Source organism: Pedobacter sp. AW31-3R (assembly GCF_052180285.1).
Lineage (GTDB): Bacteria > Bacteroidota > Bacteroidia > Sphingobacteriales > Sphingobacteriaceae > Pedobacter.
Genome location: NZ_CP197475.1, coordinates 3,249,405 through 3,270,484, shown reverse-complemented (window position 1 = coordinate 3,270,484; position 21,080 = coordinate 3,249,405). Strand labels below are relative to the sequence as shown.

Genomic DNA, 21,080 nt, shown 5'->3' with positions numbered 1-21,080 from the left:
TTGATTATTGGAAGACAAAGTTATTCCTGCCATGTAAAGCCTTTGTGGCGAAACCGGAGAATCTTGTAGCCAAAATGATAAGTATGGTTTAATATCTAATGGAAAATATCAGCATTTAAATGCTTATTCATATTTTAATGCATCCACAGGATTTGCCTTTGCCACCTTAAAACTTTGCATACTGATGGTCAGCACTGCAATAGTCAGCGATATTCCTGCTGCCATGAGGTACGGCCATGCCCCAGTACTCACCTTGTAATCATAGGTTTTAAGCCAGTTCGTCAACAATATATAGGCGATGGGCGTAGCAATGACATTAGATATCAGCACCAATTTGATAAAATCCTTATTCAGCAACAGGAGGATACTTTTTAAATCTGCACCCAGGACTTTCCTGATACTAATCTCCCGTTTACGCTGCTCAGCCATATATAGAGCCAGTCCCAGTAATCCCAGACAGGAAATGACAATGGCAAAGCTTCCGAAAATATTGGAAAGCACACCCAGTAATTTCTCCTTCTTTATTTTTTGTTCCATGCCTTCACTTACATATTTTACCGCTGGTGGATAAGCAGGATTCAGCTGCTGGCTAATGAGGTTGATGGTCTGCACGGCAGCACTCAGCGATTGTGCAGGGTTCAACCGCAGCAATAAAGTGCTGCTTATTTTAGGATTATAGTAAAAAACAGTAGGCTCTGCCCTATTTCTAACGTTTGCATTATTGTAATCATTCACCACACCAATAATATGCAGTTTTAAATCTCCCCAGTCTATTGGCGTGCCCACTGGATGCTGAAGAGCCATTATTTTTGCTGCAGCCTGGTTGATAAGAATACCGCTGGCCGTATCTGAAGCCAGCACACGGGAGAAATCGGCACCGCTTGTTAACTTGGCACCGATGGTATTGACGAAGTCATATCCTACACTACGATAGCTCAGAATATAATCATCTTTTTCATTCTTGCCCGGCCAGTTAAAATCACCTGAGATAAAGCCGCCACTAGAGGTGAAATCTGCCGTATATTCAGTGGCAGATAGAATAACTTGTTCTTTCTTCAGCGCTGCTTTCAGGATTTCAACCTTACTGGGATGGGCAAACTCCCCTTCCAGATTCAGCTGTACAAGATTGTTTTTATCAAAACCCAGAGGTTTGTTTTTCAGGTGCTGAATTTGCGAATATACAATGGTAGCCCCAATGATCATCACTATCGATAAACTGAACTGGAATACCACCAATAGCTTTCTGATCGATAAGGAACCTTTGCCAATGTTCGTAAAGCCTTTTAATACCTTTACAGGGCTGAAAGAAGACAGGTAAAATGCAGGATAACAGCCTGCGAGGAAACCCGTAATAAGGATAAGAGCCAGAAGCAAACACCAGAATAACGGAGATTGGTAGTTAATGGTGATGACGATTTCCAGCAGGTGATTGAAATACGGAAGTGTCAGTTCGATCAGCGCAAAAGCAATGACCATCGCCAAAAAAGACAATAACAGGGACTCGATCAGGAACTGGCTGATTAAAGATTTTCTGCTTGAACCCAATGCTTTTCTTACCCCAACTTCGCGTGCACGTTTTTCTGATCGTGCGGTAGAAAGGTTCATATAATTGATACTGGCGATCAACAGCACACAAAAAGCAAGGAAGAAGAAAAGTCGTACCTGGTCGATTCTACCGCCAACCAGTTTTCCGTTGCTAAACTGGTCATACAGCTGGTATTTACCATAAGGGAAAAGGAATATTTCCATCTGCGTATCCTTATGATGCGATTTAACCAGATTTCTCAATGATGCATCTGCCGCATTGAAATCTGCATCTTTTCTCAGTTTGAATACAGTTGAGCAGTTGATAGTGCCCCAGCCACTATCTATTTGATCAGGATATTCCTGGTCATGAAAGGCCCAGGTTTGCAAAGCTTCAAACTGGAGACTTTGGTTTTTAGGCGGATCGGCAATTACAGCGGTTACCACCAGGGGCTTGCGGTTATCCCACATCAGACTTTTCCCTATGGGATCTTCCTGGCCAAATAACTTGGTGGCAGTACTTGCTGTCAGTACAACAGCATTGGGTTGTTTCAAGGCTGTCGCAGGATTTCCACTGAGAAAGGTGTAATCGAACACCTGCAGAAATTCAGGATCTACATAGTTATAAATTAATTTGATTTTATTTTGCTGGTAGGTAAAAAGCTTATCTTCTTCATCACTGATCCTGGAAGCAACTTCAATAGCAGGAATTTCCTGGGCAGCGGAACGTGCAAGCCGGGTTGGGGTAGCTTGCAGCGTAAGTATCTCGTTCCCCAGTTTTAGGTTGAGCTGCGCAAAGTAGATGCGGTCAATATCCTTAAACTGCTTATCATAATTCCATTCGTAATTAACGTACAACAACAGCATGAGACAGGAAGCGAGCCCGATGGCCAGGCCACCAATATTGATAATGGAGAACCCCGGATTCTTGCGAATGTTTCTTACGGCTATTTTAAAGTTGAGTGCGATCATATGTTCATTTTTGCTGGCTTTAGCGAATAGGATGCCAAAACAATCTCAGACACGTATATTGCTACATATAAGCCAATTACATATCATTTTCAAATTATATGTTCAATAGTGAACAACCATTGTACGCTAATGCACAGTGATGGACAATAATCTCTCCTGCCCATATTGATAAGGTAAAGTAATCATAAAAATGGTATTTTTCACTGCTTTCCGGCATTTCCGCCCACCGTATTTTTTAAGATTACATTTGTATGCCGTCATAAAGTTTTATAAGTTTGCCGCCAGCCATATATCAATAGCGATATATCAAATTCCAGCAGTGATGAACAGAAAGATAATTTCGCCTCCAGCGCCTTAGTCCCCCCAGAATCATATTGTTTCAGGTAGTTGTCGTATAAATAATTTGGCGACTTCTAGCTGTATACCCTATTTTTCAATCCCTATTTAATCCATCGAAATCCTAACAGGTCGTGGCCACAAGCCGATGATCATTTTAAATCCTACCTGCTGCGCTGGGTAGACTAATTTCATACCTCATGAAAAACGCATATATAAAATTGCATATTGCTTTAATACTGGCTGGATTCACCGGTATTTTCGGTCGACTGATTACCCTTAACGAAGGACTGATCAGCTGGTACAGAACTTTCATTTCTGCTGTCGTATTGCTTGTTGTCCTGGGCTTAAGCGGCAAAATGGAAAAGATCCCTATGGCACAAAAAGTCCGGATCGGACTGGTGGGTTCTATCCTGGGACTGCACTGGCTGTTCTTTTATGGCAGTATCAAATATTCCAACATCTCTGTCGGCGTGGTCTGTTTTGCATTGACCAGCTTTTTCAATGCATTGTTTGAGCCCGCCCTGAATAAAAAGAAATTATCTGTTCAGGAGCTGCTGCTCAGTGGGATCACACTTTGCGGAGTGGCCCTGATCTTCGGTATGGATATTAGTTTCAGGACTGGTATTATCCTGGGTGTTGTCTCTTCCGTATTTTCTGCCTTGTACACAGTGTACAATGAGCGCCTGGCAGGCACTTTCCGCAGCGAGACCATTATGCTTTATCAAATGTTAGGCGGCTTACTGGGCTTAACGATCATCATGCCTGTCTTCCTGTTACTGAGCCCAACGACAAGCCTCTTGCCATCCATGCAGGATTTTGGCTGGCTGCTGGTACTTGCTATCCTCTGTACCGTGGTAATGTACCTGTTGATCATCAATGCCCTGAAACACATTTCTTCTTTTACGGTTAGCCTGACTTTCAATCTCGAGCCGCTGTATACCATTTTACTGGCGATCATTATTTATAAAGAAGATAAGGTATTGTCGGTAAGCTTTTATATTGGCCTGTTGCTGATCTTATTGTCCCTGGGATTGCAGATGTGCAGGGTTTGGTATAAAAACAGTTTACCAGTTGCTGCCAGCACCTCCTCCACCGGAGGAACCCCCACCCCAACTGCCTGAGGAGGAACCGGAACTGCTGCCTGAGGAGCTGGAACTTCCAGCCGAAGTTGCAGAACCCGCATTGTTTACCTTGAAGAATACCTGCCGCTTGGGAATAGCTTCCCCGCGGCAGAACTTTATCCTGCAAAACTGACATTCATAATCCAGTTCACGCCGGCCTTCTCTTTTGGAAGTTGCCCGGAGTATGGTTTTTCTGCCCTGGAGTTTGGCGGTTTTGTTTTTACATGTATTGCACTTGACAATTTTAGACGTAGGATCCGGATAGGCAAATTTCAGTTGATCACTGCATTCCGGAACGATCCAGATGTCATATTCCACAGCACCTAACCTTTCTTCAACCAGCTCGGCCGCAGAAAGATGGGCAGACTTGTCGCCTGTCACCAAAATCATATCAGCTTTACATTTCTCAGAATAATAAGGGTCATAACGCAGGTGTTTCAACCACATTTTCCACCTGATGAATTGAAAGATCAACAATGGAAAAGGAAACAGAATGGTGTAGATACCAATATCGCGCAATTCCGTACGGATCTTTCGGTACTGTTCAGGCCTCCTTTTAAAGTATCCATTTTTCCTGATATTGAGCTCTATAGTGAAAAAAAAGCTGGTCGTGATGCACCAGCAACCATAAAACACGGCCAAAAAGATTTCCCAGGTCATAAAAATATTCGTGAAAATAGCCAGGAGCGTAATGATCAGCACCGGCGCCATGAAGAGCAAAATGCCCCACCAGCAGGAAGTACTGATGAGCCGCTGTCCAAAAGCAGATAGCGTGAAACAGGTGATGATGATGAGATAGCCCAGGGAAACGAGAAAGTCATAGAAAAATACACTTAATGGATAGGTTGACCTTCCTTCCGCCAGTTGATTTCCCTGTATGGCCAGTTTTTCCTTTGAGGCGTATAGTCTGTCGGAGATGAGTTGTAATCCATCCAGAAGAGCCTGATCATAGTGGTTCTGTTTGAGCGCTGGAACCATGGCCTTTTGCTGTATACGGTAACAGATGATATCAGGAAACAATCCTTCAAGCCCATACCCTACCTCAAATTCTATCCTTCGCTGGTCTTTGACCAGGAGGATCAATAAGCCATTATGAGTTTGCTTGTCGCCGATACTCCATTGGTTGAAGAGCGCATGGGCAAATGTTTTGGGCACGGCATCGCCGATGGAATTTAAAAGTACAACTGCTACCTGGGCTTTTTTATCCTGATCCAGTTTGCTCAATAGTCCATTGAGCTTAACTTCAGTTTCCTGGGAGATGATCTTGTCCGCATTGCTGACATATCCCTTCCCGTAATCTTTTGGATTCCATACCTTGTCCTTTGTCACTTGTTGGGCAGTCAGTGAAAAACAGCACAATAGACTGATCAGGATCACGGCGCAATGATGATACTTCCACATATTTTTTCTGGGCTTATTTGACAGACCAGAAAGGAGATTCAGTTCTTGCCGTTAAGAGATAGTCTTCAATTTTTTTAACGATATCCGGGTGTATTTTGGCGACGTCCACCTGCTCTCCCAGATCATTGCTCAGGTCATACAGTTCAAGTTTGTTTTTTCTCTTGATGGCTTTCCAATGGTTATAACGCACGGCCTGTTCAAAACCATTTTCAAAAAATTCCCAGTAAAGGAATCGATCTTCGGCTTTTAAATTCGTGTTTTTGATATAAGGGTAGACACTGACACCATCGGAGGTGTAACCAGCTGTCTTGCCGGAAATGTCCCCAAATGTTGCCATCACATCTGCGAAGTAGGCAGGAACTGCAGTAGTTTTGGCCCGGTCTTTTAAATAGGGTGCCCAGGCGATGAAAGGAATCCTGATTCCTCCTTCTGACAGGTCACGTTTATAGCCTTTTAAAGAACCATTGGAGTTAAAGAAATCAGCAACAGCAGCCAGCTGACTGGTGTTTTCTGACCTGGGGCCATTGTCTGAACTGAAGAAGACAATGGTGTTTTCAGCCAGCCCGTTTTTTATCAGGTAGTCTTTAATTTTAGCGACCGACTGGTCCAGGTAATAAATCATTGACGCATAGGTTTTCATATCTTCAGGCCAGTCTTTATCTTTATAGATTGCATAATCAGGGACATCCAGCGGTGAATGTGGGTTATTGTAATTCAACATGAGGAAGAAAGGTTTTTCAGCCCCCTTTTGTTTGTCCAGAAACTGAATCGCTTCATCAGTACAGAGACTGGTGGAGTAATAGCCCTTATTCCCATTTTTATTTTCATCAATAGAAACGATTTTGCCATTTCTATACCGTTTATCCGGCCAGTAGGTACTGGCATAGGTTTCCGGGTAATTGATGAGCCAACCGGAGAATTCATCAAAACCATGCTGCAGTGGTGTGGCCAGAGAGTCGTAACCGTCTACATGCCATTTACCGATCAGGGAAGTGGTGTATCCCGCATCCTGCAACAGGTTACCAATGGTGTAATCGGTTGAACTGATGTTTGCCCTGTATACCGTTTGTTTACCTTTCTTTCCGGCAACACCACCCTGTTGTGTCGCATTTCCCCTGATGGTTGCATGTCCGCTGTTTAAACCTGTTAAGAGGGAACACCTGGACGGTGAACATACAGGTGCACCGGCATAGAAGTCTGTGAACCTGATCCCTTCATTTGCCATTTTATCAATATTTGGGGTGAGCATCAATTGCTGACCATAAACACCGACATCTCCATAACCCAGATCGTCTGCCAGCAGGAAAATGATGTTCGGCCTGGGTTTCGCTTCCTGTGCAGAAAGGCTCATTGTAGCAGTTATTAAGGAGACAAATGCAAATAAAAGGGATTTTTTCATGATCATCGTATCGTTGAGTTCGGTAGTTTTTTCAGTTTATTCATTGTTTTCAATAGAATAAACCTGGACACAAATATATTTATTGATTTCAGAAATTCTACTAATTAAGTAGACAATATGAAAAATACTTCCTGTTCTTCTGCTTTAGCCCTGAGGGTCAATGCCTCAGTAAAACAGTCCGGCTACTAACATCACCTTCATAACGAACGGAAAATTGCCACGTTTAATGGGGAAGTTTTGATTGAATAATACCATAGGTATAAGTGCCCAGCAAAGCCCCTAAGATAACTACCGCCATAACCTGATATCCCTGCCCAAGCAATACAAATATTGGCCCCGGACATGCACCGGTGAGTGCCCAGCCCAATCCAAAAATGATCCCACCGAATAAGTACCTTTTCCAGGATTGATCTTTGTCTTTAAAGAGAATGGGCTGCCCATGGATATCTTTCCCCCGAAATGCTTTGATCAGCCAGGTAAAGAGTACTCCCGATAGGACTGCAGTTCCGATGATTCCAAACATATGGAAAGACTGGAAACGGAACATTTCCTGTATCCTGTACCAGGATACGGCCTCAGATTTACTCATGATGATGCCGAAGATGATCCCTGTAACGATGTATTTGATAAACTTCATAAGGATAGGATTAAAATAATAAAGGGAATAGCAGATGGGTACTGATCAGTCCACCTATAAAAAAACCTACAACAGCAATCAGGGATGGAAGCTGTAAGTTGGATAAACCACTGATCGCATGCCCGGAAGTACAGCCCCCGGCATAACGGCTCCCGAATCCAACCAGAAAACCTCCCCCAAGGAAAATCAATAATCCTTTTGCACTGAATAAAAATTCCCAGCTGAACAACTGTTCGGGAACAATCTGCCCGTCAAACGTGATGTGCATTTTCTGCAGATCGGCAATAGTGGCAGCAGAAAGTGCCAGCGGAACTTCCGAGGGTAACCAATTGGAGGATATATACCCGCCCGCTACAGCACCGAGCAGAAACATCAGGTTCCAGCGCTGGCTTTTCCAGTCGAAATCAAAGAGAGCGGCTCTTTTTCCTGCACCCATCATTGCACAGATGGTTCTCAGGTTGGAAGAAAAGCCGAAAGATTTTCCAAAATAAAGGAGAATCAGCATTATGGCGGCTATAGCCGGACCGGAGACGTACCAGGGCCAGGGCTGGCTAAGAAATTCTATCATGTTCGTATATATGAATTCAACAGGAATGAGCTATGGCGAGAACGTTTCAATTTTCCCAAATTTATGTAAATAAACCTGGTTTTTAACTGCCTCACTAATGCGTAGGATCTGTTCCATTTTATGGTATTCCACATCACCTGTCAAAGTGGTTTCAGACTTGCCCACAGGGAGGATGCTGATCTCTGACAGCTTGCGGACAAAGGAATCGTCGAGGATGTCCAGACTGGATTCCAGGATCGCTATGGCCTGCGTAATTTTCTCCCTGATTTGTCCAGGATGTCCATTGGAATCAGAGAAAGGGAAAAAGGAAGCGATGATAGCAGACAACTGGTGACTGAGGATTTCAAACCTGTACAGGTGTTGTATTTCGGTTTGTGCTTTCCTGGGCTCCAGCAACATGTTTTGCACCCCCGAGGAAAGTACGGCAAGTTTTGTATAGACTTCTTTCCTGGCCAGTTTAAATGAGGTTGTATCAAAGGGGAGTCCTGATGCCTGGTCGTGTAATTTTTTAAGGTATTTCAGGTTGGCGGTGATTACATCTTTAATGTATAGGGAATGTCTCTTCACCTCCCAGGATGGAAAAAGGTAGGATGCGGCAAAGGCAATGGCACAACCCACAATGGTGTCAAATGACCGCTCCAGGATTACAGATGAATTATTTGTATAAATACTGAGACTGATAATCACCATCGGGGTCAATGATAGGATACTCAGCGCATAGTTCAACCGGAGATAGACGAAATATCCAAGCAGGAATATACCTGCAAGAACCAGCTGTATGATGACATTACTGGTTACGGCCAGTACTACAATACCAATGAGTACGCCGGAAAATGTACCCGCCAGCCGCTGGATATTCCTTTTCTTCGTCAGGCCAAAGCCAGGTTTGATCACGACAATCACCGTCAGCAAAATCCAGTAACTGTAAAAGCCTACGGGAAGGAACATCAGACTGTAGGCGAAAAGACAGGCAAATGACAGCCTTAAAGCAAAACGGAAGACCGGAGCGTTCAGCGTCAGTTGTGATTTGACCGCCTTAAAACTGATGGTCTCTGCAACAGTAAACAGCTGATATGCGGGAAGATCCTCCGGGAAATCTATTTCCTCAGGTTTACGGGTTAAAGTAGAACTGATTTGCCTGATTCCTGTATAAATATCATCAATATTGTCCTGTAGTTTACTCAGGATAGAGTTGCTTACACTATGCTCAATGGTAATCAGCTGGCTGATCTGCTGTTTGATACCCTGTATTTCAGTACCCGAAGAGTCGATGGGTTTTATCCTTGACTTGGCAGATAATGCGATGCCCAGGGCAGAGAGGTCATCCGCAAGATGACCGATAGTCCGGGTAATGGATGCCAGTATCCCAGTGTCTTTCAGACTGTCCTGCAGAGATTCGTAATCGTACTGGATCGCACTGATGAGTTCATACAGGTCAATCACCTGCATGGTTGCCAGCAGGTGGCGCTGCCCCTGAACATGATCTTCATGCATGAGTTGCTTATTCCTTAACAATAGGTCCCGCACCTGCTCCTGTTTCTCACTCACTTTGTTGTGGAGTTTAATGACCCTGAGGTAACTTTCTTCCAGATCTTTTCCCGGCTCATAAAAACTGGCCTTGGCCCGCAGGAAGTCTGAGGTAGACATGAGACACTCGCCCAGGGCATGACGCACCGAACTGAGTGGCCATAACCGGGTCTGTACCAGACTGATGATATAATACCACAATCCGCCAAAAGCTATGTAGAGGCTGAATGATAAAGGATTTACGGGTTTCAGTCCCTGTACGAAAGACATCAGGATTAAGGCCATAGTGCCCAGTAAGGCATAACGCTTTCCGAAGGCCGTGAAAAGGGAAAATATAATACAGCAAATCAGGATCAGCAAACCCGAAAGGATGATGTTTTTGATGAGAAGAGCCGTGACCAGCGATATGACAAAGAATATGCATAAACTGTATACGCACATGATCAGCTTGTCCTTTAAGGTACCCGGTGAATCGGTCAGACTGATCAGCAGTGCCCCCACTCCCACTGCAATGGCGGTATGGGAATCCCTGAAGTAATAAAATACACCAAACGGAATAATGATACTTAATGTGATCCGCAAAGCGTCCAGAAAGTATTCACTTCTGAAAAGATGACGTGTATTCCTAAAAAATAATCGAAAATATCCAGTGCTTGATCGCATTCAGTTTGTTTATAATGATAATCCGGATCCTTTAAACCTGCAATCCTGATTTTACAGCTACAAATTTAACAAAAAATCAGGAGAGCAACATGTTCGTGTATATTTCTGACAGGCTGTAGCTTCTATTGTTTCCATTGGCGCTTCCAATTTTTTGAGCTGCGCTCTCCTTAGTATAAATACATATATCTTCATTTTGTTTTTCTTTTTAAAGAACTTCTTTTAACACATGCTGTTATTCATTATATGTATTTGATAAACTGAAAAAAGCTATGAAAACTGAACAGGAAAATTATCAGCAGGAAAAAATAACGGGAACAGGAAAGCAGACCGTCATCATCGATTCATCAGCTACCGCAGAGACAGATGAATTATCTTCTTCATTTTATGCATCATCAGCAATACCAGATCCGGAACTTCCGGAAGAAAATGAGGACCTTCTTGACGGAGAAGGCATTGACGAGGAAAACCATGGGGCAGATCCAGTGAGAACAGAGACCGCAGCGGAAGAATATCCTGGTTTAAACCATGATGATGAGGACGACCTGAGCCTGAATACCGCTAATGTGGCCCCTAAAAATCAGTTCAACCACTTTCTCAGAAAGGGATAGATTTTCATCTCTACGAGGAATGAGTAAAGAAGGCAGATCGGTATCCCTGCCATGACCTGCAGTTTAAGATCGCCCATAAAATCCAGGTAGTCCGGCCGGATCACCAGGAACCAATGCGAGATATACAGTACAAATGATACCGGTGCCAAAAAGGCAAATAATCCCAGCGTATAATCAAACAGCAGCCAATGGGCTTTTTTCCATAACAAAGCGATAGTGATGGCCAGCAGGGTAAATATGAAATGCCGTACTTCCAGAAAAGGATACTTCCCAATTTCAATATCGCCGAAATATCCCCTACAATTGATCAGCAGCAACAGGCTGCAGCTGCCGAGCACCAGGTACAGGTTACGCAGATTCCTGAAATTGATCTGTTTGCCATTTCCATATAAGTCCGCCATTTCTACACCAGCCCACCAAAGGATCAGGTACATAAAAATGCGGTTGACGAAAAAAGGATAGATCAGGTAGGAAGCCGTGGCTGCTATGGATAACACGGAAACTACAAAAAATGCTTTTTCTTTGTAGTATTTCTGAACCACAAAATAAATCATATAAAACCACCATTCAAAAGAAAGGGACCAGAGCGGGTTATTGTTGAGAAAGGGCGCACATAGGACACGTGGCCTCACCTCTTCCAGGTCCTGAAGCATGAATAGATTGCCAAACAGCTGTTGCAAAATATCAGTTTCGAGTGGCTTGCTGTAAGCCGCATACAGGACATAACTGGTTAAAAAAACTATGCCCAGCGGGATGTAAATTCTATAAAACCGCTTTTTAAAGAAACCAATGAAGCTTTTGTCGGCCGAACGCTGGAAGGAATAATGAATCACAAAACCCGATAGAATAAAGAATAACATCACGGCTTCCTGTCCGGATTTCAACAGGAAACTGAGGTCATGACCCGCTATTTTCCATTTGTGAATGCCCAGGTGGCACAATACGATATATAGCGCCGCAAATCCCCGGATGGCCTCCAGCTTTTGTAATTTTCCCTTCATTGGTCTGTCCTAGCGCAAACTATGGGAGATATGCCTCACTGAATACAAAAAGGGCCGGATAGTATCTCCGGGACTTAAGACAATAAAAAGAAATCTGTGCATTTGCCATGGTGTAAGGGCGGCAAAGATAGTGAATAATGGGAGATTGGAAAAGATATTAAATGGCTGCCCCATGCTGTTCCTGGTCGGCCTTCAGGACAAGGTACCCTTCAATGGCCAGCACATCCATATGGGTATGCTGAAAACAACGTATGGCATCAGCAGGTGTACAGACAATGGGTTCATCCATCACATTGAATGAAGTATTGATCAGCAGCGGGCAACCCGTCAGCCGGTAAAACGTATGGATGAGCTGGTAGAAATCCTGGTGTTCCGCAGCATTGACCGTTTGCACCCGTGCCGTACCATCAAGATGCGTGATGGCAGGAAGATCATCAAAGCTGGTCCGGCCAACAAAAAGCATGTAGGGACTTTCAGCTTTTAAACCAAAATAGGCTTCAGCAAATTCTTCCAGTACCGCCGGGGCGAAAGGCCTAAAGCCTTCACGGAATTTGATCTTCCGGTTGAGAATAGATTGCATATCCGGGTTCCTGGGATCAGCCAGGATACTTCGGGAACCCAATGCACGCGGACCAAATTCCATACGTCCATTGAAATAACCCACCACTTTCCCATCGGCAATATACTGGGCTACACGGGCATGAAAATCTTCCGGCGCGGTTTTTTGGAAGGACAAGTGATGGGCGACTAAGATTTCCTCAACAAGAGCTTCAGGAAATGATGGACCCAGCAAGGCATTCTGCATCAGATCTTTTCCTACCGGGACAGCCCTTTCTTTCCCCAGATATTCATGGTATATGGCCAATGCAGCACCTACTGCCCCACCCGCATCTCCTGCTGCAGGCTGAATCCAGATCTTCCTAAATCCCGATTTTTCCACTAGCTGGCTGTTGGCCACACAGTTTAATGCCACCCCTCCTGCCATACATAAATTGTCCATCCCAAACTGCTGCTGCAGGTGGCTGGCCAGCTGCAATAACACTGTGGTCGTGACCTGTTGTATGGAGGCAGCAATGTCTTTATGGAAAGCAGTAAGTTCCTCCCCCGGTTTTCTTGGGGCAGCACCGAATAACCTGTCGAACTTTTTATTGGTCATGGTTAGACCCGTGCAATAATTAAAATAGTCCATGTTCATATAGAATGAACCATCAGCTTTAACAGCTAGCAAATGCTCGTAGATAAGGGAACAATAACGCGGAGTTCCATAGGCTGCCAGGCCCATGACCTTATATTCGTCTGAATTTACCTTAAAACCCAGGTAAGCTGTAAAAGCCGCATAGAGTAATCCCAGGGAATGGGGGAATTTAATCTCCTGTACCATGTCTATTTTCTTATCCCTTCCTATGGAAACAGTCGTTGTAGCCCATTCTCCTACACCGTCAACCGTGAGGATCACTGCTTCGCTAAAAGGAGAAGCAAAAAATGCGGAAGCTGCATGGGAATGGTGGTGTTCCGTAAACAGAATTTCCCTGTTTCCGCTCCCAGAAGACTGAATTTTTTTCAGCTCCCCCTGCATCCGCTTTTTTAAAAAGAGTTTGTCGTTCAGCCATAAAGGCATTGCTTTCAGGAATGATCGCAGGCCCTTAGGCGCATCACTCAGGTAGGTCTCCAGCAGGCGCTCGAACTTGAGAAAGGGTTTTTCATAGAAAACAATATGGTCAACCTCAGCAAGTGTTATCCCGGCAAATTCCAGACAAAAACGGATGGCACAAGCAGGAAATGAGGCCTCATTTTTTAGGCGCGTAAAACGTTCCTCCTGGGCCGCAGCAATAATTTGCCCGTCTTTTAACAAACAGGCTGCACTGTCATGGAAATAAGCAGAAATCCCAAGGATGAACACGGCCGGTATAGATTAGAATATGGAATAGATAAATGGCCCCAGAACAGAACCCTGTGCCAGCACAATAACCAGGCTCAGGATAAGCAGAATGATAAACAACGGCCATAACCAATATTTCTTTCTGCTTTTTAAAAAGATACAAAATTCCATTAGTATACTCATCTTTGTTTACTTTAAAATTGTGTTTTCACGGAGCTTCCTTCCCCAACGGAACTCTTCTCCCAATAACTTATGGCCTGACCAGCTGCTTTCTGTTTCCTTAATGCCCGGCCAAAAAGAGCACGGAACCTTCCTATAGGGGTCAGGACCAGGTAATAAAGAAGAAACAGGATCAGCCAGGTGTTGATTATCCCCATCCAGCCAGCCAACTTCATCCATCCGGTATGGATGGGTGTTAACAGCGCAGGTAAGAGGAATGCCGGAATGATCAGCACAGCCGACAGGACAAACCATACCGGCACAAACTGGTCTTTAAAAAAAAGATGATACAGGGCCAGCAGCAGGAAAAGGCTACCTACCAGTATTCCAAATTTCCGGTTGCTTACCGTATCTGCATTCATGTCTGTTTTACCTGGATTCATCTGCGCTATTTTTATTGTTATTTTCCTGTTATGGTATACTTCTTTGCCGCTTCCGCTGCATTCAGTTCGGCATAATCCTGAGCAATCTGCCGCTGAACAACTGGGTTTAAAGCACCGTTTTTGAGGCTGTCTTTGAGTTTGATGATCTCCTCTAACTTCAACTTTGCCCTGCTTAGCTGCGGGGCCTGATCACTGTATTCCTGAAGTTTGTTTAATTGTACCATGGCCAGTTCCGGCAGGTCCTGTTTAAGGTATAACAGGTATATATTTTCAAGGTTTTCCCTTGTGGGACTCAGCTGGTACGCCTTATTGAAATAGACTGCCGCATTTTTCCCCTTACCCGTTTCAAATGCCAGGCGTCCCGCATAGGTATAATAGGGAATATTGTAGGGTTTTTCCAGCAGCACCGCTTCAGTGGCTCTCAATGCACTGGCCTTATCTCCGTTTTTCATGCTGTATTTAAATAATTCATCCATGGCATTCATCCAGGTAATTCTTTCTACGGCAAGTGCCCCGGCAATTTTTTCTTCCATACTGTCCCCTCTCCTGAAGCTCTTTTCGATGGGAATATTGAAAGGCCACCCGGTTTTTAACATCATGATCTGATAGGCCCCAAAAAGGGAATCTACTCGGGTTACCGGCATCTGTTTCCATAATTCCGGAAAAGATATTTCCTTTTCAGCATCAGGGCTGAGGAAATGTGCCTGCTTCATTGCCGAGTAAAAGGCCTCGCTCATGAGGGCATAGCCAAACAGGTTGGGATGTACATGTTCCAGTAGGGTCTCTTTTCCGACAATCCCATTTGCGGAATGCGCTTCAAAGAATTTCTGGCTATCCGCAAGGTATAGCCCGGGATAAAGCTTAACCAACTTCCTGATGGCCGCATTCATCGCCTCAGGAGCCCGGAACCTTAAGGCATCATATTCCCGGGTTTTTCTGTATAAGGCTTTTGCTTCTTCCACATGACCGTTGGCCAAAGCATGCCGGGCCTGGTCATAAACAGCATTGGCAGCGTATTTACCCGGCTGACTGACAAAGGGTTTCAGGTCTTTTTCGTTGCTGACTAAAGTACCCAGGAATACAGGTATGTGTGCATCGGAAAATAATTTACACAATTCCCCCATGTTCTGTTGAAACTGATAGATTCCCCTTTGGTAAGCGTCAGAACCATAGGCGATTTGCTGATTGGCAGCCATTCTTTTCATCAGGTTATCCCGTGTATCGACAGATTTGCTGCCGGATAGTTTGCCAATATTGAGCCATAGACTCTCCACCAGTTGTACCAGACGGCATTTCCTTAAGACAAGCACGGTATGGATCCACCACCTGCTCCCGCTGATCAGGCTTGTCGACCCTACTCCCAGGGCACCGTAATACTCATTGTGCCCGGTATAGATCAGCACCGCATCCGGATGATAAGGCAAGATTTGCTGACCGAAATCCAGCACAGTATAGGAGTTAACTGCGTTCAGGGACAGGTTAATGATTTCGAAATTCCGGTCGGGAAAAGTATGCAGCAAACGGTATTGCAGCCAGCGGGGAAAGGAACCATTGTGCATGTAAGGATAACCCGCTGTGGTAGATTCCCCCAGCACAAAGATCCTGAGGGTACCCGGCTGTTTAACCGTTTTAAAGCGGTCCTGGTTGCCTTTGGTGGCATTGGCGGTATCGGGAAAGAATTTACGTGAGGCAGTACGGTTCATTACCGTACTGCTTCTGTCATCAGGATCCTGAATGAATAAATCCGTGTTATACCCATAGCCGCATAGCCGGAGCAGCACCTCTGCCAGGCACAAGATGACTATGGGTAGCACGATGGCTATTGTTTTAAACCAGAATATTTTGTTCAGTTTCAACTGTTGCAAAATTTAAATGATAGAATAGAAACCCGGAACGATCAATACCCGGTATTTTGTTTGAGGTTGGGATTATTGGCAATTTCATTTCTGGGAATGGGTAAGAGCGTACGGTATTCCCCGTTCGGTGAATGGGAGAACCAGGATTTCCTGGTATACACACCAAAGCGGATTAAATCCTGTCGCCTCCGTCCTTCCGTATTGAATTCCCAACCCAGCTCATCCAGAAAGCGTCCGTAAACGATATCTGAGCCGCCTTCCTGCGTGCTCCGGATATGGTTCCTCAATCCATAGCTGTACACGCTTCCCTGCACCAGCTGGGCAGCAGTCACTGTTGCCTTTTGCGGATTGTTGGTAAAGGATCGCTGCCTTACCTGGGTAACCAATGCCGCAGCACCAGCGGCGTCACCTGTCCTTAGCAGGCATTCCGCTTTCATCATCAGTACATCTGCATAGCGCAGCAAAGGAAAATCATTGCTCATTCCTACCAGTGCACCTTTCTTGAATTCAAATTTACCGAGACGGTAACCATGTACTTCTTCTGAGGAATCTACCCCCGGCACTTCATTGATGTATTTCAGGGGCTGTCCATTAAATGCACCAAAGGTACAATTGAGTACTGACCCGCTGGAGGTGTATTGTGTACCCTGGATATAGTTATCCTGTAGCCTGTTGTCTTCCGGATCGAAAGTGTTGACAAACTGCGGAGTTGCACAGATTCCACCCCAGGGAGAATTCAGGAAATCATAAGTTTGCTGATTTTCAGGCTGAAGGGTTTCCATATGTAAAGTAAAACCGTTATTCCCGTCTGCGGTATACTGCTCATCGAAAGGAATGGAAAAAATGATTTCCCTGGAGTTTTCATTCTGTGTCAGGAAGATGTTTTTCTGGTTGGTTTCCAGTAAAAAGGTATTGGAGTTAATAATTTCATTACAGGCCGCCACACAATCCGCCCAGGCTGCCGTTCCGGTATATACCTGGGCATTGATATAAATCTTCGCCAGCAGGGCATTCGCAGCCCAGTAATTGAAACGTCCGTAAGTTGCCTGGGTATTGACTTTGGTGAGGTTTGGCAAACTTTCTGTAATTTCCTTGACGATGAAGTCGTACACTTCCTTGCGGGTGTTTTGTGTAGGAAGAAATCCTTTTGGAAGGTCAAATTTATCTACAATAGGTACGTTGCCGAAAAAATCGCACAAGGCGTAGTAGAATGAGGCCCTGAGTACCCTTAATTCCGCAATAGTGGCCTCTTTACCTGTGGCAATAGGAATCTGTCCGCTTTCAATCTGATAGAGAATACGGTTGCAGGTGGTGATACCGGAAAAGGCATTGTTCCAGATCTGATACGTATTGTCTTCATCGGAAGTCCAGCGGTGCTCATGTACACGACGGTAGACTCCTCCGTCTACCCAGCCGTTTGGCCTTGCAGGAATTACAGCTTCGTCACTGGAGATTTCATTGGTCCGGAAAATAGAATTGCTGCTACGTCCCAGCATCAGTGGGCGCCAGTAGGTATACCCTGCACCAACCAGGGCATCCACATCATCTGCCGTTGGGTTAAACTGATCGGTGATAATTGTACTGTAGTTCTGGTCCTTCAGCTTCGTGCAGGAAGTGACCAGGAATAGAACCGTTAAGCTAAAAAACAGGCGAATGATTATATATCTCGTTTTCATAAGATTCGTTTAAAAGTTTGTAGAAAAACCAATGGTGAATGTCCTTGCCGTTGGGTATTTGTCACGGCTGTCATTTCCCGGAGCCAGGCCTCCCCTGTCCACTTCCGGATCAACACCTTTATAACCGGTAATCATAAAGGTGTTCAGCGTTGAGGCATATACCCTTGGGTTATGGATGAACTTCGATTTCAGGTTGTTGAAAGTATAACCCAGGGTAATGTTGTCCACTTTCCAGAAATCGCCGTCTTCTACGTAATAGCTGTTTAATTCTGTGGCCATGTTTTTATTTAATACCGCAGTGCCAAATACCGGGTCGTAGGCGGATTTTAAACGGTTGTAGTTCTGTACCCCTGTATTTTCATAATACATGCGCTGAAAATTCAGGATCTGGTAACCAAAAGCACCGCGCATGGTGATGGCAAGGTCCCAGTTTTTATAGCGGAAGTTATTGTTCCATCCTGCATAGTATTTCGGTACGCCATTGCCCAAAACCTTCTTTTCTTCGAAAGAATGGTTAAAGTCATCATAGGCCACATCTTCGCCATTGATCCCTTCATAAATCCATTTTCCATCTGCTGATACGCCTTTGACTTTAAAGCCATAAAAATCACCGATTTTCTCGCCAATGCGGACAATATTAGTGAATGTGGTTACCGGGGGACCGGTAGAGCCTGTGGTGAAGTAATCTGTTGTGGTCTGGTACAGATCGTTGGACAGGCTCACGAGTTTGTTGGCATTCGTAGAAAAGTTGAAGCTGGTGGTCCATTCAAAATCTTTGGTACGTACGGGGGTGATGTTTAATAAGACTTCAATCCCTTTGTTTTGCATTACGCCCACATTCGCCTGCGTGGTACGGTATAAATTCGGGGGACTGGGAACCTGGAAATTGTACAACAGGCCTTTGATTTTTCTATCGTATAAGTCTACCGAACCGGTCACCCTTCCTTTTAACAGGCTAAAGTCCAAACCGATATCAGTTTCATGTTTTTCTTCCCATCTCAGGTCCGGATTTGGATTTTGGGAGGGCTCCAAAATCTGGATCCATTGCCCGTTGGACAGAACAAAATTTCCATATCCCAATAAGGCAACAGCCCCGAAGCCATTGATCGGCTGATTCCCTGTGATACCATAACCGGCACGCAATTTAAGGTCATCAAAAATCTGCTGGTCTTCCATAAATTTCTCCTGGGTAATTCTCCATCCTACCTGTACGGCAGGGAAATTACCGAAAGGAGATTTCGCGCCATAAAGCTGACTGGCACCTTCCCTTCTTAAACTGGCCAGCAACAGATACCTGTCTTTGTAGTTGTAGGTCAGCCTGCTGAATAAACTCACCAGGTTGGTATTGGAATAATTGCTGTAGAGCGTACCCAATCCACGGCCTGCAGCACGTCCAAGTCCGATATTGTAATAACTGAAAATATCTGTAGGGAAATCATAGTTGCGTTCATAAAAAGCAAGTGTCTCATTCTCCTGGTAACTGTATCCGCCAAGGAGCGAGAGCCTATGATCGCCAAGGGCCTTATCATATTGGGCTGTAAATTCCATCAGCCTGTCAATACTCTGGTTACTGCCGATACTGGCATAACCGTTTCTTTTGTCCCTGATGTTTGAGATATGGTATTTGGATTCCGAATACCCACTGTTCAGGTTATAACGGGTGTAAGAACCCAGGGCATTTAACTTCAGGCCCGTAACTGGGGTGTAGGTCAGCTGTGTGGTTAAACGCTGTGTGGTATTCTGGTTCCTTCCGTCACTTTCAAACAGCCTTCCAACGGGATTATCATATTCAAAATTATTGGGTTCCTCAAAATAATGACCGTTATCGTCTCTTAATGGAGAGGTTGGATTCCTGATCAGTGCCTGGCGATAGACATAGCCATTAAAACTACCTCCGTCTGCGGTCTGTGTAAACTTATTTTGTTGCACCAGAATGCCGACATTGACTTTCAGCTTATCATCCAGCATGTAATGGTTAATGTCGGTACGGGCGGTGAGGGTCTGGTTATCAGATTTTTTGAATATCCCGTTCAGGGACCTGTAATTCACTGTGGCCAGGTAATTGGTTTTGCTGTTGCCTCCCCTGAAGGTTAAATTATGGACACTGGTAATGGGTGTGGCATTTGTAATTTCATCCAGCCAGTCCACCGACGCCCCAAGGTCATACGATTTATCCCTTATCCCATCTGCAATCTGTTGCCTGTAATCCGCCGCAGTCAGCATTTCCGGTGTCCTGACGGCAGATTGGGTACTCACAGAACCGCTGTATTCCACCGTATTGATAAATTTGCCGCTGGCCCTTTTGGTGGTAATGATAATTACCCCGTTGGTTCCACGCACACCATAGATGGCAGCCGCAGAACCGTCTTTCAGTACATCGATGGATTCGATATCTTCCGGGGCTACGGTTTTTAAGGAACTTGGTACCCCGTCTACCAGGATCAGCGGATCTGAATTCGCTCCGATCAGTGTAGTGCTTCCCCTCAACAAAATCTGGCTGCCCGAGGTTGGATCACCACTGGGTGCAGAAATGGAGAGTCCGGCAACTTTTCCCTGGATCAGCTGTCCTGCATCCAGCACAGGCGCTTTGACGAAATTCTCTGCCTTGATGGTGGCAACGGAACTGGTCACATCTCCTTTCCTTTGCTGCCCATAACCGATCACCACGACATCATCGAGGGATTGCGGATTATTTTTCAGCTGCACATTGATCAGGTTTTTCCCCGCTGCAGGGATTTCTGCTGTTACAAATCCTACAGATGAAAAGACGAGGACAACATTTGCGTCGGTTACTTTAAGGGAGTACTTTCCGTTTCCATCGGTCTGTGTTCCATTTTTTGTTCCCTTCACCAGCACACTCACGCCGGGCATCGGGGAATTTTGTTCGTCGGTTACCGTTCCATTGATCATCAACTGCTGGATGGCGACCTCAGCATCCGGTTCAGGGATTGTTTTCTTTCGCTGGATCACCACTACGCTGTTGTCCACCTTATAGGTTAAAGGCTGTCCTTTAAAGCACATTTCAAGCGCATCCTGAAGCGTGGCATTGTTCAGGCGGAGGTTGACGGCCTTCGTATCGGCCAGCATCTGACTGGTATAGAGGAACTGGTAGCCGGTCTGGCGCTCTATGGCTTTAAAAATTTTTTCAACAGGAGCATTCCTTACGGAAAGGGTTATGTTTTGACCATTACTCGCCAGGGAGACCTGGAGAAGTACGGTGATCAGTAAAACAAAGGTAAGTTTCATAACCAGCAGGTATTTTAGAATACAGGCCTGCAGCCTATACCCTGTAAGAGCATAAAAGTTC

General features: G+C 44.9%; 15 protein-coding genes. 2 read left to right on the top strand and 13 right to left on the bottom strand.

All coding sequences use genetic code 11. The features are described 5' to 3' along the window. Positions 1-123: 123 nt before the first annotated feature. Positions 124-2,496, bottom strand: coding sequence for an ABC transporter permease (locus tag ACSBL2_RS13390; RefSeq protein WP_442592207.1), 2,373 nt, complete (start codon positions 2,494-2,496; stop codon positions 124-126). 536 nt (positions 2,497-3,032) lie between these two features. On the opposite strand from ACSBL2_RS13390, the gene ACSBL2_RS13385 reads away from it, so the two are divergent. Then, complete coding sequence (locus tag ACSBL2_RS13385; RefSeq protein WP_442592206.1) at positions 3,033-3,956, top strand: DMT family transporter; 924 nt, start codon at positions 3,033-3,035, stop codon at positions 3,954-3,956. Here the strand turns inward: ACSBL2_RS13385 and ACSBL2_RS13380 are convergent. From ACSBL2_RS13380 to ACSBL2_RS13360, 5 genes are all read right to left on the bottom strand, one after another. Beyond that, the gene (locus tag ACSBL2_RS13380) at positions 3,900-5,357 is read right to left on the bottom strand and encodes a TPM domain-containing protein (protein WP_442592205.1); all 1,458 of its coding nucleotides are present in this window, start codon (positions 5,355-5,357) and stop codon (positions 3,900-3,902) included. The two genes, ACSBL2_RS13385 and ACSBL2_RS13380, sit on opposite strands and share 57 nt — an antisense overlap. 13 nt (positions 5,358-5,370) lie before the next feature. Next, complete coding sequence (locus tag ACSBL2_RS13375; RefSeq protein WP_442592204.1) at positions 5,371-6,756, bottom strand: arylsulfatase; 1,386 nt, start codon at positions 6,754-6,756, stop codon at positions 5,371-5,373. Between the two features lie 223 nt (positions 6,757-6,979). Beyond that, on the bottom strand, positions 6,980-7,393 hold the full coding sequence (locus ACSBL2_RS13370; protein ID WP_442592203.1) for a DUF6691 family protein: 414 nt from the start codon (positions 7,391-7,393) through the stop codon (positions 6,980-6,982). Between the two features lie 10 nt (positions 7,394-7,403). Continuing rightward, positions 7,404-7,961: a YeeE/YedE family protein gene (locus ACSBL2_RS13365; protein ID WP_442592202.1), complete on the bottom strand. Its 558-nt coding sequence runs from the start codon at positions 7,959-7,961 to the stop codon at positions 7,404-7,406. 30 nt (positions 7,962-7,991) lie between these two features. After that, a complete protein-coding gene (locus ACSBL2_RS13360; RefSeq protein WP_442592201.1) occupies positions 7,992-10,151 on the bottom strand; it encodes an FUSC family membrane protein in 2,160 nt (719 codons plus the stop codon). 269 nt (positions 10,152-10,420) lie between these two features. On the opposite strand from ACSBL2_RS13360, the gene ACSBL2_RS13355 reads away from it, so the two are divergent. Continuing rightward, entirely contained in the window at positions 10,421-10,759 is a 339-nt protein-coding gene (locus ACSBL2_RS13355; protein WP_442592200.1) for a hypothetical protein, read from the top strand. On the opposite strand, the gene ACSBL2_RS13350 is transcribed toward ACSBL2_RS13355, so the two are convergent. From ACSBL2_RS13350 to ACSBL2_RS13320, 7 genes are all read right to left on the bottom strand, one after another. Then, a complete protein-coding gene (locus ACSBL2_RS13350) occupies positions 10,729-11,760 on the bottom strand; it encodes an acyltransferase family protein (protein ID WP_442592199.1) in 1,032 nt (343 codons plus the stop codon). The two genes, ACSBL2_RS13355 and ACSBL2_RS13350, sit on opposite strands and share 31 nt — an antisense overlap. Before the next feature lie 157 nt (positions 11,761-11,917). Beyond that, positions 11,918-13,660, bottom strand: coding sequence for a carbamoyltransferase family protein (locus tag ACSBL2_RS13345; protein ID WP_442592198.1), 1,743 nt, complete (start codon positions 13,658-13,660; stop codon positions 11,918-11,920). Between the two features lie 12 nt (positions 13,661-13,672). Next, positions 13,673-13,822 carry a DUF5989 family protein gene (locus ACSBL2_RS13340; RefSeq protein WP_442592197.1) on the bottom strand — a complete coding sequence of 50 codons (150 nt, stop codon included), beginning with the start codon at positions 13,820-13,822 and terminating at the stop codon, positions 13,673-13,675. Between the two features lie 11 nt (positions 13,823-13,833). Further along, complete coding sequence (locus ACSBL2_RS13335) at positions 13,834-14,241, bottom strand: hypothetical protein (protein WP_442592196.1); 408 nt, start codon at positions 14,239-14,241, stop codon at positions 13,834-13,836. A 17-nt stretch (positions 14,242-14,258) separates the two neighbouring features. After that, entirely contained in the window at positions 14,259-16,097 is a 1,839-nt protein-coding gene (locus tag ACSBL2_RS13330; protein WP_442592195.1) for a hypothetical protein, read from the bottom strand. Positions 16,098-16,138: 41 nt separating this feature from the next. Further along, positions 16,139-17,773 (bottom strand): RagB/SusD family nutrient uptake outer membrane protein, encoded by a 1,635-nt coding sequence (locus ACSBL2_RS13325; RefSeq protein WP_442592194.1) that lies wholly within the window; start codon positions 17,771-17,773, stop codon positions 16,139-16,141. A gap of 9 nt (positions 17,774-17,782) precedes the next feature. Further along, positions 17,783-21,019 carry a SusC/RagA family TonB-linked outer membrane protein gene (locus ACSBL2_RS13320; RefSeq protein ID WP_442592193.1) on the bottom strand — a complete coding sequence of 1,079 codons (3,237 nt, stop codon included), beginning with the start codon at positions 21,017-21,019 and terminating at the stop codon, positions 17,783-17,785. Positions 21,020-21,080: the final 61 nt, after the last annotated feature.

What these genes read in the sequence shown, in the direction of transcription:
- ACSBL2_RS13390 (WP_442592207.1), bottom strand. Translation starts at nt 2,496, where the DNA reads ATGATCGCACTCAACTTTAAAATAGCCGTAAGAAACATTCGCAAGAAT.
- ACSBL2_RS13385 (WP_442592206.1), top strand. Translation starts at nt 3,033, where the DNA reads ATGAAAAACGCATATATAAAATTGCATATTGCTTTAATACTGGCTGGA.
- ACSBL2_RS13380 (WP_442592205.1), bottom strand. Translation starts at nt 5,357, where the DNA reads ATGTGGAAGTATCATCATTGCGCCGTGATCCTGATCAGTCTATTGTGC.
- ACSBL2_RS13375 (WP_442592204.1), bottom strand. Translation starts at nt 6,756, where the DNA reads ATGAAAAAATCCCTTTTATTTGCATTTGTCTCCTTAATAACTGCTACA.
- ACSBL2_RS13370 (WP_442592203.1), bottom strand. Translation starts at nt 7,393, where the DNA reads ATGAAGTTTATCAAATACATCGTTACAGGGATCATCTTCGGCATCATC.
- ACSBL2_RS13365 (WP_442592202.1), bottom strand. Translation starts at nt 7,961, where the DNA reads ATGATAGAATTTCTTAGCCAGCCCTGGCCCTGGTACGTCTCCGGTCCG.
- ACSBL2_RS13360 (WP_442592201.1), bottom strand. Translation starts at nt 10,151, where the DNA reads ATGCGATCAAGCACTGGATATTTTCGATTATTTTTTAGGAATACACGT.
- ACSBL2_RS13355 (WP_442592200.1), top strand. Translation starts at nt 10,421, where the DNA reads ATGAAAACTGAACAGGAAAATTATCAGCAGGAAAAAATAACGGGAACA.
- ACSBL2_RS13350 (WP_442592199.1), bottom strand. Translation starts at nt 11,760, where the DNA reads ATGAAGGGAAAATTACAAAAGCTGGAGGCCATCCGGGGATTTGCGGCG.
- ACSBL2_RS13340 (WP_442592197.1), bottom strand. Translation starts at nt 13,822, where the DNA reads ATGAGTATACTAATGGAATTTTGTATCTTTTTAAAAAGCAGAAAGAAA.
- ACSBL2_RS13335 (WP_442592196.1), bottom strand. Translation starts at nt 14,241, where the DNA reads ATGAATCCAGGTAAAACAGACATGAATGCAGATACGGTAAGCAACCGG.
- ACSBL2_RS13325 (WP_442592194.1), bottom strand. Translation starts at nt 17,773, where the DNA reads ATGAAAACGAGATATATAATCATTCGCCTGTTTTTTAGCTTAACGGTT.
- ACSBL2_RS13320 (WP_442592193.1), bottom strand. Translation starts at nt 21,019, where the DNA reads ATGAAACTTACCTTTGTTTTACTGATCACCGTACTTCTCCAGGTCTCC.